Source organism: Rhizorhabdus sp. GW822-FHT03C02 (assembly GCF_058801765.1).
Genome location: NZ_JBXANN010000016.1, coordinates 1 through 13,049, shown reverse-complemented (window position 1 = coordinate 13,049; position 13,049 = coordinate 1). Strand labels below are relative to the sequence as shown.

The 13,049-nt window shown below is 68.1% G+C and carries 10 protein-coding genes; 5 read left to right on the top strand and 5 right to left on the bottom strand.

The window, feature by feature from the left end; translation table 11 throughout:
- The first annotated feature begins 106 nt into the window (after window positions 1-106).
- Window positions 107-1,420 (top strand): glycoside hydrolase family 1 protein, encoded by a 1,314-nt coding sequence (locus AC1RM6_RS27130; protein WP_493107166.1) that lies wholly within the window; start codon window positions 107-109, stop codon window positions 1,418-1,420.
- Window positions 1,421-1,559: 139 nt separating this feature from the next.
- Here AC1RM6_RS27130 and AC1RM6_RS27125 read toward each other — a convergent pair whose 3' ends face one another.
- Both AC1RM6_RS27125 and AC1RM6_RS27120 read right to left on the bottom strand, forming a co-directional pair.
- Window positions 1,560-2,462 (bottom strand): 2-dehydro-3-deoxygalactonokinase, encoded by a 903-nt coding sequence (locus AC1RM6_RS27125; RefSeq protein ID WP_493107164.1) that lies wholly within the window; start codon window positions 2,460-2,462, stop codon window positions 1,560-1,562.
- A gap of 23 nt (window positions 2,463-2,485) precedes the next feature.
- Window positions 2,486-3,148 (bottom strand): 2-dehydro-3-deoxy-6-phosphogalactonate aldolase, encoded by a 663-nt coding sequence (locus tag AC1RM6_RS27120; protein ID WP_493107162.1) that lies wholly within the window; start codon window positions 3,146-3,148, stop codon window positions 2,486-2,488.
- Window positions 3,149-3,368: 220 nt separating this feature from the next.
- On the opposite strand from AC1RM6_RS27120, the gene AC1RM6_RS27115 reads away from it, so the two are divergent.
- Entirely contained in the window at window positions 3,369-4,043 is a 675-nt protein-coding gene (locus tag AC1RM6_RS27115) for a FadR/GntR family transcriptional regulator (RefSeq protein WP_493107318.1), read from the top strand.
- On the opposite strand, the gene AC1RM6_RS27110 is transcribed toward AC1RM6_RS27115, so the two are convergent.
- Entirely contained in the window at window positions 4,040-5,080 is a 1,041-nt protein-coding gene (locus AC1RM6_RS27110; protein WP_493107160.1) for a LacI family DNA-binding transcriptional regulator, read from the bottom strand. The two genes, AC1RM6_RS27115 and AC1RM6_RS27110, sit on opposite strands and share 4 nt — an antisense overlap.
- Before the next feature lie 255 nt (window positions 5,081-5,335).
- On the opposite strand from AC1RM6_RS27110, the gene AC1RM6_RS27105 reads away from it, so the two are divergent.
- Together AC1RM6_RS27105 and AC1RM6_RS27100 are read left to right on the top strand one after the other, a co-directional pair.
- Window positions 5,336-5,929, top strand: coding sequence for a TetR/AcrR family transcriptional regulator (locus tag AC1RM6_RS27105; RefSeq protein ID WP_493107158.1), 594 nt, complete (start codon window positions 5,336-5,338; stop codon window positions 5,927-5,929).
- 143 nt (window positions 5,930-6,072) lie between these two features.
- Complete coding sequence (locus AC1RM6_RS27100; RefSeq protein ID WP_493107156.1) at window positions 6,073-6,819, top strand: SDR family NAD(P)-dependent oxidoreductase; 747 nt, start codon at window positions 6,073-6,075, stop codon at window positions 6,817-6,819.
- A gap of 48 nt (window positions 6,820-6,867) precedes the next feature.
- Here AC1RM6_RS27100 and AC1RM6_RS27095 read toward each other — a convergent pair whose 3' ends face one another.
- Both AC1RM6_RS27095 and AC1RM6_RS27090 read right to left on the bottom strand, forming a co-directional pair.
- Complete coding sequence (locus tag AC1RM6_RS27095) at window positions 6,868-10,188, bottom strand: glycosyl hydrolase (RefSeq protein ID WP_493107154.1); 3,321 nt, start codon at window positions 10,186-10,188, stop codon at window positions 6,868-6,870.
- A gap of 42 nt (window positions 10,189-10,230) precedes the next feature.
- The gene (locus AC1RM6_RS27090) at window positions 10,231-11,160 is read right to left on the bottom strand and encodes an alpha/beta hydrolase (RefSeq protein ID WP_493107152.1); all 930 of its coding nucleotides are present in this window, start codon (window positions 11,158-11,160) and stop codon (window positions 10,231-10,233) included.
- 189 nt (window positions 11,161-11,349) lie between these two features.
- Here AC1RM6_RS27090 and AC1RM6_RS27085 point away from each other — a divergent pair, with 189 nt between their 5' ends.
- Entirely contained in the window at window positions 11,350-12,876 is a 1,527-nt protein-coding gene (locus AC1RM6_RS27085) for a GH39 family glycosyl hydrolase (protein ID WP_493107150.1), read from the top strand.
- The last annotated feature ends 173 nt before the right edge of the window (window positions 12,877-13,049 follow it).

Sequence of the window (13,049 nt, the reverse complement as noted above, 5' to 3'; positions counted from 1 at the left end):
TCCTGTTGCCCCATAATCCTCCGCACGATATGATTCATTAATTGAATTATATCGTGGGGAGGATGCAGTGAGCCAGAACCCCATAGTCAATCGTCGGACCCTGATCATGGGCGCGGCTGCCGCCTCGCTGGCGCTGGCGACGGAAGGCGCGCCCGCGGCGGCCCCCGCCACAAGGCGCTTTCCCAAGGGCTTTCGCTGGGGGGCGTCGACCGCCGCGCACCAGATCGAGGGCAACAACGTCAATTCCGACCTGTGGTTCTTGGAGAATATCAAGCCGACCACCTTCACCGACCGGTCGGGGGACGCGTGCGACAGCTATCATCGCTATGAGGAGGACATCGCCCTGCTCGCGAAGATCGGCCTCAACGCCTATCGCTTCTCGATCGAATGGGCGCGGATCGAACCGTCGCGCGGCCATTTCTCCAACGCGATGCTCGACTATTACAAGCGGGTGATCGCAACCTGCCGGAAGCATGGCGTGGCGCCGGCGGTCACCTATTTCCACGGATCGGCGCCGCTGTGGTTCGCCGAGGCGGGGGGCTGGTTCAGCCCGGATTCGCCGGCGCTGTTCGCGCGGTTCTGCGACAGGGCGACCCGCGCGCTGGGGGCGGAGATCGACGTCGCCTTCACGATCAACGAGCCCCAGGTCAACGAGGTCTTTCGGGCGATTCCCGGCGCGTCGGCCTATTTCACCAAACAGGATGCGGCCTCGCTGGCGATGATCGCCGCGGCGGCGAAGGAACTCAACGCGCCCGATTTCCAGACCAGCGGCCATCCCGATTTCGCGCGCGCGCGGCCGAACATGATCGCGGCGCACGAACAGGGCGTCGCGGCGATCAAGGCGGCGCGCGGTGACCTGCAGGTCGGGGTGACGCTGTCGGTCACCGATTTCCAGCCCGGCAACGAGGACAGCCCCTATCTCGACGTCCGCCAGCGCGCTTATGGCGAATGGATCGAGGCGATCCGGCGTGCGGGCGACTTCACCGGCGTCCAGAGCTATCGGCAGGTGCGCCTGCCCGGCAAGGGCAAGCCGCTGCCGCCGCTGCCGCCGATCCCGTTCGTCAAGCCGGGCGACATGCAGGGCAATCTCGCGCGGCCCGAGGCGGTCGCCAACACGCTCGAATATATCCACCAGGCCACCGGCAAGCCGGTGATCATGAGCGAGAACGGCCTCGAGACCGAGAATGACGAATATCGCGTCTGGTTCATTGGCGAGGCGGTGAAAAGCCTGCATGCCGCGATGGCCAAAGGCATTCCGGTGCTCGGCTATTACCACTGGTCGCTGCTCGACAATTATGAGTGGAACCGGGGATATGCGCCGAAATATGGCCTGGTCGCAGTCGATCGCGAGACCTTCAAACGGACGCCCAAACCCAGCGCGGCGGTGATGGGCGCCATCGCGCGGCGCAACGCGATTTAGAGCATGTCCTGATCAAATTGATCAGGACATGCTCTAAATCGTCTTTGTTTTTCGCATTTTCCGAGCCGTCAGGTGACTCCACCTGACTTGAAAATGCTTCAGGGCAGCCTCTCGGCCGCCGCCTGATCGTTGAGCGCGATCAGCCGTGCCGGTCGAGCAGCCCCAGCCCCTTCAGCACGCAGGCATCGCCGTCGACCCGCCGGCCGCGCGCGCCGAAATGGATCAGCGCCTCCTCATAACGCGCCGCCAGCGCGGGCGCGCCGATGATCACCACCTCGTCGGGGATGTCGCGCACCGACTGCATGTCGACGATCTCGGCGCCGATCAGCAGCCCCGAGAGGAAGCCGGTCGCCCAGGTCGCCGAGCGGCCCACGCGCAGCTGCGCGGCGCGCGCCTCGAACAAGGCGCTTGCCAGATTGGCGCGCCGCTCCATCCGCACCAGCCCGGCGGCGAAGCCTTCATCCTCTTCTTCCGCCGGACCGCGGCCGGCCCCGGCCTGGACCAGCGTCGAATGCTTCATCAGCATCGCGAACAGCTCGCCCGAAACGAAGGTGCGGAAACCGTCGATCGTCTCGTCCTCGACCCGCGACCATTTGCTGTGGGTGCCGGGCAGCAGGAACAGCGTGCTGCGTGTCGCCAGTTCGGGTTCGAGCGCGAGCGCGCCGAAGATCTGGGTTTCCTCGCCCCGCATCACGTCGGGGCGTCCCTCGATGTCGATCCGCGCTACCCCGGGGGCGATCTTGACCGGGATCCCGTCGAAATCGAAGCAGGTCGCGGCCCGCGCCCAATCGTCGACCCCGGTCGGGCAATCGACATAGGGCGCCTCGCGCAGCCCGGTCTTCGCCCCGGCCATTCCGCACAGATGGATGAAGGCGGGCGGTCCGTCGGACCAGCGCGTGAGCGCCGCGCGCAATGCCGCCGCCGGGCTGTCGGTCAGCGTGCCGATGCCCGGCCCGTCGGCGCGGTCGACCACCTGTCCGTCCTCGATACGGAACAGCCGCAAATTGCTCGTGCCCCAGTCGCCCAGCACATGCCAGTTCATGCGATACTCCTCCGGCCCGACGATCAGGAGACGCGCCGCAGCGCGCCGGGGGCCGTGCCGCCGCCCAGCGCCGCGATGAACGCCGCCGCGCGCCGGCCGACATCGGCGGCGCTCATGCCCGGCTTGTAGAGCGCCGAACCGAGACCGAATCCGGCCGCCCCGGCGGCGCGCCAGTCCGCCAGGCTCTCGGGGGTGACGCCGCCGACCGGCAGCAGCCGCGCCGACGCCGGCAGGATCGCCCGCATCGCGTTGAGCCCGGCGGGGCCGATCGCCTCGGCCGGGAACAGCTTGAGCGCGGCGGCGCCGGCTTCGAGCGCGGCGAGCGCCTCGGTCGGGGTGGCGACGCCGGGCAGCGCGACCAGATCCTGTTCGACCGCGGCCCCGATCACCCGCACATCGGCATTGGGGGCGATGATCAGTGTGCCGCCGGCGGCGGCGACCGCCGCGACCTCCTCGGCATGCAGCACCGTGCCCGCGCCGATCACCGCGCGGCCTTCGAGCCGGCGCGCGAGCCGGGCGATGCTCTCGAACGGCTCGGGCGAATTGAGCGGGACTTCGATGATGGCGAAGCCGGCGGCGACCAGGGTCTCGCCGATCGCTTCGACCTCGTCGGGGTGGACCCCGCGCAGGATGGCGATCAGCGGACAGCGGGCGAAGGCGGCGTCGAAGCGGTCGATATGGGTCACGGGACTATCCAGACAGTGGGCGGCATCATTTATATGATAAATGGGAAATGTCCATCCCGCGACAAGGGGTGACAGCGCCGGACGGGTGCGCCAGAACGCAGCGATGCGCCGCGAACCAGCCGATAACGAGCGAGAACCCCTTTTGGATGCGCCCGGGGAAGCGAAGGCGGAAGCCAAGGGAGAGGCCAAGGGAGAAGGGGGCCGCAACCTCACCCAGGCGATGCTCGATGCGCTCGGCCGCGCGATCGTCACCGGCGATTATGAGGCGCGGCCTTTTCCGACCGAGGCCGACCTGGCCCGGGTCCACGGCGTCAGCCGATCGGTCACCCGCGAGGCGGTCAAGATGCTCACCGCCAAAGGGCTGGTCAGCGCGCGGCCGCGCCACGGCACCGTCGTCCAGCCTGCCGGCTTGTGGAACCTGTTCGATCCCGACGTGCTGCGCTGGATGCTCGAACGGCAATTCTCGGTTGACCTGCTGCGCCAGTTCAACCAGCTGCGCATCGCGATCGAGCCCGAGGCGGCGGCGCTCGCCGCCCAATATCATGGCCCGGTCGACATGGTGCGGATCCGCCGCGGGCTGGCGCGGATGGCCGCCGCCGAGGTCGGCCGCGAGGACGCGCTCGACGCCGACATCGCCTTCCATGTCGCGATATTGCACGCGTCGCAAAACCCTTTCTACGCGCAGTTCGAAACGCTGGTCGCGACCGCGCTCAGCACCTCGATCCGCTTCACCAACAGGCTCAAGGGGCGGACCGCGAGCATCCCCGATCACACCGCCGTCGCCGATGCGATCGCGTCGCGCGATGCCGACACCGCCCGGATCGCGATGCGGCGGCTGATCGGCGACGTGCTGGCGCTGATCGGCGATGACGAGGTCGCGCCGAGCGTCGATTAGACCAGCGGCGCGTCCGACTGGCGGCGCACCAGCGCATGATCGAGAATCAGCTGGACCGGCGGGCCTTTGCGGCTGCCCTTGATCTCGCGCGACAGCAGTTCGACCGTCGAGCGCGACATCTCGTCGATCGGCTGACGGATCGTCGTCAGTTCGGGCCAGATCGTCGTCGCCAGCGGCGCGTCGTCGAAACCGCACACCGACAGGTCGCGCGGGACATCGAGCCCGCGCTGATGGGCGACCGCGACCGTCGCCGCCGCCATGTCGTCATTGCTCGCGAAGATCGCCGACGGGCGGTCCGGCCGGTCGAGGATCTGCGCGGCGGCGTCGAGCCCCGAGCGATAGGTGAAAAGCCCCTGTGCGACGATCGTCGCATCGTCACCGATCCCGGCCTCGGTCAGCGCCAGCCTGTAGCCGTCGAGCCGCCGATGGGTCGCGCCATGGCTGGGATTGCCGGCGATGAACCCGATCCGGCGATGACCCTGGGCGATCAGGTGGCGGGTCATGTCATGCGCGGCGCGATGGTCGTCGACGCTGACCGAGGAGAAGGCACGCGGGGTGCGGCCGGTCGCGACCGCGACGATGTGGAGCCCCGCCGCGGTCAGCGCGGCGACCGTCGCCGCCGAATCGCACAAGGGCGGGAACAGGATGACCCCGCGGATCCGGCTCTGCAGCAGGTTGCGGATCAGATCGTCGATCGAAGTATCGGGCTGGACGACCTCGACCGCGAGATGGACATGGCTGCGACTGGCCTGGAACAGGCTGCCGATCAGGAATTCCGACAGATAGGAGGAGGGCGGGAAGGCGTAGAGCAGCGCGATCCGCAATTCCTCATTGCCCGCCAGACTGCGCGCGATCGCGCTCGGCGCGAAATTGAGCGCGGCGATCGACCGCTCGACCTTCTCGCGGGTCGCATCGCCGACATTGCCCTTATAGTTGAGCACCCGCGAGACCGTCATCGCCGACACCCCGGCGTGCCGCGCGACATCGTCGATCGTCAGCGAGCCGAGCCGCCGCCGGGGCGTCCTGCTCTCGGTCACCGGGCGGTCTCGGCGGCGGCGAGCGAAGGCGCTTTCGATATCGGCGGACGGCGATCGATCATATCAACCTCGATGGCGGATTATCCCGCTCTTTCCAAAGCGGAGGTGCCCGCGGCAAATGGACAGGTCTTGAACTAGTCGACAATTCACGATTTGAACAAGGCTGGCAGTGCTGCCCGCGGCGAAAGCGGCTTTCTCCCATGACTTCGGGATGGGATCGGCTAATCCTCGGTGCGCGATCGACAGGGAGACGAGATGACGACGGTCCGGCGAATGGGGGTCGAGGGCGCGGAAAACCGGGCATTGCTGGTCGAGGCGACCGAGGCGATCCTGCGCGACGAAGGCTATGCGTCGGTGACCGCGCGCCAGGTCGCCAACCGCGCCGGGCTCAAGCACCAGCTCGTCTATTATTATTTCCGGACGATGGACGATCTCGTGCTCGCGGTGATCCGCAAGGCCGCCGAAAGCCGGATCGACCGCTTCGCCGCGGTGCTCGAATCGCCGCAGCCGCTGCGGGCTCTGTGGGCGCTCAACCGTTCGCCGGCCAATGCGGCGATCGCCGCCGAATTGCTGTCGATGGCCGGGCACCGCGACGCGATCCGCGCCGAGATCGTCCGCATGGCCGAGGAGTTTCGCGCGTTGCAGGTCGCGGCGATCACCCGGCTCATGGCCGAGCGCGGCATCCCCGACGAACCCTATTCGGCCGGCGCGATCGTCATGTTGATGATGAGCTTTTCGCGGCAGATCGTCTCGGAGGAGGCGCTCGGCCTGTCGGCCTGCCATGCCGAGGCGCTCGCGCTGATGGAGGATATCATGCGGCGCTTCGACGAGCCCCCCGCCATCGCCTGAGCGAGGCGGCGCGGGCATCGCCGACGCGGTGTTTCATCGCGGCGCGGCGCTCGGTTGACCGCTATAAGGGGCGACGCTAACGCGGTGGTCAGCACAAGCGCCGGGCAAAGCGGCGCTGTCGGGAAGATGCGAAAGGAATGACGATGGCGAAGACTGCATTGGTGACTGGCGCCGCGGCCGGTATCGGACGCGCGATCAGCCTGCGGCTGGCACGCGAAGGCAACGCCATCGGCGTGCTCGACCTCAATCTCGAGGGTTGCGAAGCGGTCGTCGCCGAGATCGAGGCGGCGGGCGGCAAGGCGATCGCGCTGCAGGCGAGCATCGCCGATCGCGCCCAGGTCACCGCCGCGGTCGAAAAGCTGCGCGGCGCCTTCGGCCCGGTGACGATCCTCGTCAACAACGCCGGCATCTCGAACTTCATCTCGTTCGAGGAGCTGACCGAGGCCGACTGGCACAAGATGATGGACATCAACGTCGTCGGCACCTTCATCTGCACCCAGGTCGTCCTGCCCGACATGAAGGCCGCCGGCTGGGGCCGGGTCGTCAACATCTCCTCGTCGAGCGCGCAGAGCGGCAGCGTCGACCAGGTCCATTATTCGGCGTCGAAGGGCGCGGTCATCTCGATGACCCGTTCGCTCGCGCAGGCGCTCGGGCCGATGGGCGTCACCGTCAACAACATCCCGCCGGGATCGGTGATGCAGACGATCATGTCGGAGGCGAACAAGGACCGCTTCCAGTTCCCGGTCGAGCATCTCGCCAAGATGCTGCCGGTCCGCCGCACCGGCGTGCCCGACGACATCGCCAATGCCTGCGCCTGGCTGTGCTCGGAAGACACCGGCTATGTCACCGGCCAGACGATCGGCGTCAACGGCGGCCGCGTTCCGTCCTGATCATGGGTTTCGCCGCCGACGCCCCGGTCGGGCGTCGGCGGATTTCCGTCATTTCACGGCCGTCGACAGCGTCACCGGCCCGATCAGCCCCGAGGGCCTGAGCGGCGCGTTCGCGCGGTAGGTCGGCAGGCTGGTGTAGGTGATCTTGGCGGCCCCCGGCTGGGCGTCGCCGATCAGCCGGTTGACCCACAGGTCGGCGACCCGCACCTCGATCCGGTTGGTCCCGCGCCTGACCGCTCCGCCGATGTCGATCCGATAGGGCGCGTGCCAGGCGGTGCCGACCATGCGGCCGTTGACTACCACCTCGGCGACATCGCCGACCTTGCCCAGATCGAGCATCAGCGGCGCGCCCGGCCGCGCCCCGCGCGGCAGGCCGAAGCTCTTCGTGTAGGTCGCGATCCCCGAAAAATATCGGATTCCCGGCTCCGCCTGCTCGCTGAGCGAACCGAGCGTCGCCAGTTTCGCGGTTGCCGGCGCGCCGCGTTCGGGCTGGAAGGCGACATCCCAGGGACCGTCGAGCGTCAGCGCGGGCGCGAAGGCCGGGCGGACGATCGTCGCGGCCGGGGCCGTCGCGGATTTACGGAAGACGACGAAATAGGACTGGTCGGCCTCGAACCGGAGCGGCACCACCGTTTCGTCGCCCTCGATCCGGTACGAGGCGGGCTCGATCAGGCCGCTGTCGGCATGCCAGATCTCGGGGGCCTTGCCGGTCACCCGAAAGCGTGCCTCGATCGCCTCGGCACGGTCGCGGCGATTGTCGACGAAATAGAGATCGCCATCGTCGAGCGCGCGATGCGCGAACAGCAGCTCGCTGTCGGGTTGCGGCCCGGCATAATCGAAATCGGGCGCGACCCCGATCGCCTTCAGCGCGCCCTCGACATCATGGCCCGCGATCACTTGGCCCAGACCGACGGTTCCGCCGCTCCACAGCTTTTTCACCAGCGCATGATATGCAGGCCCGTCTTCGCCGAGGGCCGGCGATCCGGCGGGCGGATCGCCCAGCACCACCGCGCCGGCGGCGACCAGCGTCGCCAGTCGGCGCAGCGTCGGCAGGGTCATGCGCCGGCTCGCCCCGCCCAGATAGAGCAGGCGGTAGCGCGCCCCGCCTTTGGCGATGAGCATGGCATTCTCGACCGTCAGCCGGTCGGCCAGGATCTCGGCATTGACGAAGTCATAGCCGTGACGGGTCGGGGCATTGGCGATCGCCGCATCGCCGTACAGCCCGGTGAGCGGCCCTTCCTCGCCATAGAAATAGGCGACGTCGGCGACATTGCGGCCCTGCTGGAGCAACAGGCTGCTGCGCGCCATATAGTCGACCCATGGCCGCGCCATCTCGGCCCAGCTCTCGTTGCGATTGAAATATTGGCCGAAATGGTAAAGCGACAGGCCCGGCAGCTTGTCGTCGACCGGCTGGTGGACCGAGGTGTGGATCACCGGCCGGTTGACCCCGGTCGCGAATTCGAGGTCGATCACCGGCCGCAGGTCGGCGGGCGCGAACGCCCAGGGCTTCTGCGACGCGGTCAGCGACTCCGCGGCGACGATATTCTGGCCGTAGATATGGGCGACCGACGCCGCCCCCTTGATGTCGGCGATATAGGTCGGGCGCGGCCCGACCTTGCGGTCATAGGTCCACATCGCCGCCATCGGCACGTCGGCATGGCTGCGCATCGCCATGTCGTCGCCGAGCGACGGACGGCGATCCTCGAGCGCCTCGCCATAGACGATCAGCCCATGCTCGTGCGCGACCTTGGCGATCGTCCCATAATGTTCGCTGGCCATCAGATCGGCGAGGGTGAGGCGATAGTCGCGCAGGAAGGCGTCGCTCTCGGCGCGCGAGCCGATGATCGTGCCGGTCAGCGCCGGCAGCCAGCGGGTCGGATCATAGCCGCGCAGCCGCCGGAACTGCTCGATCATGTGCGGGGTCCAGTTCGACGCGCCGACCTCGATGCTGTCGGTCAGCAGCGCGCGCACGCCATGTCGGCCGATCAGATCGGGACCGGTGGTGTCGCGGTACATCCCCAGATAGGTGTCGAGATAGCGGCGCACCGCGGCGCCATCGAACTTGTCGACCTCGAGCCCGGTCGCCTCGGCGGTCGCGGGATGATTGCGGGTGCCGACCAGCGAATAGCCCAGCCGCACCACCCGCCAATGTCCCTTGGGCGGCGTCCAGTCGAGCGTCCCGTCGGGGCGCAGCCGCGCGGTGAGATCGATCACCCTGTCGGGGGCGATGCCGGCCTCGCGGGCGTCGGCCGAACCCGTCAGCGCATCATAGTCGCGCGCGATCGCAAAGCCGGCCTTGGCCTCGAACCGGTCGACAAGCGGGGTGGCGGACAGCGCCAGCGTGCCGATCCGCGCGGAACGTGTGCCACCGCGTGCCGCCGCGGCGCCGACGCCGGCGATCCGCAACCGGAACATCCGCGCGGTCACCGGCGCGAAGCCGACCGTGGTCGGCACCGCGGTCACCTCGAAGCCCGCGACCGGGCGCCACTCGGTGCCGTCGTCGCTCGCCTCGAGCCGGGGATCGATGCTGACATCGCCGATCGGCGGCTTGCCGCCCGGCAGATAGAGCGTCGCCGAGGCGATCGTCCGCGGCGCGTCATAGACGAGCCGGATCTCGCCGCGCGCGGTCAGGAAGGTGGCGGGGTCGGCGTCGAACATCGCCGCGCCGTCGATCGCCTCGCCATCGGCGGACAGCACGCGCGGCAGCGCGATCGGCTTGGGTGCGGAGACCGGATAGGCCAGCACCGCGACGTCGGCATAATATGTGGGCGGGGTCTTGTCGCTGCCGAGCGCGTCGGCGATGTCGGGGGTGCCCGCCACCGCCTGAAAGGGGCCGGTAACCGAAGGCGGCGGGGCGAGCCTGCCCGCGAACGGCCGCCCGCCGGCAATGTCGGTCTCGCTCCACACCAGTTTCTTCAGGCCGTCCTGTGGCGGGACCCATGGCCCGCCGGTCTCGCTCCAGCCCGGCGACGAGGCGATCGCCAGTTCGAGGCCGAGCGCGTCGGCGCGCGCGGCGGCGTGGCGGAAGGCGTCCTTCCACTCGGGGGTCATGTAGACCAGTCGCTTGTCGACGATCTGCGGCGTCATCAGGCTGGCGTCGAAGGTCTGCGCCCCGCCGATCCCGACCCGCTTCATCCAGGCGAGATCCTTGTCGATCCCGTCCTTGCTGATGTTGCCGTTCATCCAGTGCCACCACACCCGGGGGCGGGCGCTGTTGGGCGGGTCGCGGAACTGTGCGGCGAGCGGATCCGTCGGAGCAGAGGCGGGGAGAGGGACTGCGGCACCGGCCGCGAGCGGCATCGACAATGCGGTCGCCAACAGGGCCTTGACGAGAGCGCTGCCGGTCCGGCGCGAACGGGTCGAAATCATCAGCGGATCCTCAATGCGATATCGTGCAGGCGGCCATGTGACTCACGGCCGGATCAGCCGGCGGTCCTTCATCCAGGCGTAGAATTGGTCGATCCATAGCGCCGATGCCTGCGATCGATGCGCCATGCCGAAGCCATGGCCGCCCCGTTCGTAGAGATGCGCTTCGACCGGGATCCTGGCGTCGCGCCAGGCGTCGATCAGGCCGATCGGCCGGGTCTTGGCGAACAGCGGATCGTCGAGCGCGATCGCGACGAACATCGGTGGCGAGTCGGCGGGAACGGTGCGTGCCGACATCGGCGGATAGATCGGTGCGATGAAGTCGGGGCGCGCCGCCTTGTCGTCGGCGAGCCCGACCGCGAGCGTGGTCATCGCCCCGGCCGAAAAGCCGACGAAACCGACCCGCTGCGGATCGATCTGCCATTCGGCCGCGCGCTGCCGGACCAGCCGCACCGCCGCCTGGGCGTCGGCCAGCGCCTCGGGCGGGGTATCGAGCGGGGTCGTGAACGGGCCCGGCCTGGCGATCGGCGTCATGAAAGCCGCCATCGCCGCCTGATAGCCCTTCTGGTCGCGCGGGGTCGGCACCAGCCGATATTTGAGGACGAAGGCGGCGATGCCATGATCGGCGAGCCAGTGCGCGACGACATAGCCTTCGCTGTCGATCGCGAGCGACCGGAAGGCGCCGCCGGGCGCCACGATCACCGCGACCCCGGTCGCCTTGGCGGGATCGGGCAGGACCGGGGTCAGCGTCGGGTTGACGACATTGCGCACCGCGCGGTCCTCGGGACCGCGGCTGCTCCATTGCTCGGCTTCGCCTATGATCGGACGGGCGAGCAGCGGGATCGCATCGGGTTCGGCGGGCGCGGCGATCTCGGCCTGGTAACGCGACGGCGTCTGCGCCTGCAGGGCAAGCGGGGCGGTTGTCAGCACGCCGATGCAGGCCGCCCATATGATCGCCGATCCTGTTCTGGCCATCGATGCTCCTCCCCGACTGTCTCCGATCGATATCGCCGGAGACATAATTCATATTGTGAATGATTGGCGAATGCCATATCGCCAGAACGCTGTCGAGCCGCGACTGATATGGCAGGATGGCAGAAATTGGTAAGATAGATTCGATCGGGCGCAGCATATAAGGGCTGCGCGAAGATCGGGGAGAGCCGAATGACCCTCGACCGCCGCACCTTCCTTCAGACCGGCCTTCAGGCCGGTGCGCTCGCGGCCACCGCCGTGGCCTGGCCCGCGCTGGCGGCGACCGAGACCGTCGCGGTGAAGATCGACACGCGCGCCGTCACCGGGCCGCTGGCGCATATCTGGGCCGAATGCGCCGGATCGGACCGCGCAGCGATCACGATGCGCGAGAGCTGGCGCCGCGATCTCGACCGCTGGCACAAGGAGGCGGGGCTCAAGCGGGTGCGTTTCCACGGCATCTTCAACGACGAACTCGGGATCAATGCGCCGTCGATCCTGTCGCGCGGCGACCAGCCACCCAATTTCCAGAATATCGACGCGGTCTATGACGGGCTGATCGAACATGGCGTCAGCCCGTTCGTCGAACTGGGCTTCATGCCCAAAAGGCTCGCCTCGGGCGACCGGACGTTCGGCTTCTACGCCGGCAATGTCAGCCCGCCGACCAGCAACGAGGCCTGGGCCGGTTTCATCAAGGCGTTCGCGTCGCATCTGATCGATCGCTACGGTCTGGCCACCGTCCGGCAATGGCCGCTCGAAGTCTGGAACGAGCCCAACCTCGCCGCCTTCTGGTCGGGCAACCAGCAGCAATATTTCGATTTCTACAAGGCGACCGCGGTGGCGCTCAAGGAGGTCGACCGGGGGCTCCTGGTCGGCGGCCCGGCGACCTCGTCGACCGCCTGGCTGCCCGAATTCCTGAGCTATTGCGCGCAGAACAACGCCCCGGTCGATTTCGTGTCGACCCATGTCTATGCCGGCGACAATCAGGGGCGGCTGTTCGGCGGCCCCGAGCGCTTCGCCCAGGCCGACGTCATTCCCGAGGCGGTCAAGCGCGCGCGGGCGCGGATCGATGCGACCCCGTTCAGGGGCAAGCCGCTGTGGATGAGCGAATGGTCGTGCGACAGCCCGGCGATGATCGCGCATATCCTCAAGGGCTGCCTGCCGCACGCGCATGCGATGTCGCACTGGACCTTGAGTTCGACCTATGAGGAACTGGGTGTCGCCGATGCGGTGCTCAAGGAAGGCGATATGGGGTTCGGCGCGATGGTCCAGAACATCGCCAAGCCCGCCTTCAACACCTACAAGCTGCTCCACGCGCTCGGCACCACCCGGCTCGAGGCCGAAGGGCCGGCACTCGCTTCGCGCCGCGCGGACAAATCGGTCGCCGCGCTCGTCTGGAACCTCGCCGACGTCAAGCAGCCCGGCGGCATCCCCGGCCAGGCGCGCGTGCGCGAGGTCAGCGGCGCGCCGAAGCGGCTCGATGTCGAATTCGTGGGTGCCAAGCCCGGCCAGCCGGTGCGGGTGAGCTTCGTCGACTGGGAGCGCGGCTCGCCGATGCCGGCCTGGCGCGCGATGGGATCGCCGCAATATCCGAAGCCCGAACAGATCGGCGAACTGCGCCGCCGCGCCGACATCGCCCCGCCGAAGACGATGCGGCTCGATCAAGCGTGCAAGCTGATGCTCGATGTTCCCGCCGAAGGGGTGGCGCTGATCGAGATGTAGGAGGCAGGGGCAAACCCCAACTCCGTCTTGCCAGCGCAGGCTCATAGACGCTGACTTATGGCGCTTCGTTCTCTTCTTCGTCGCCCCGCACTTGTTTGTATGGACCGGGTACAAGGTGAACAGCGTTCGGAGACATGGTGAACACATTGGCATGGGCAGGAGGAGCCGATGCC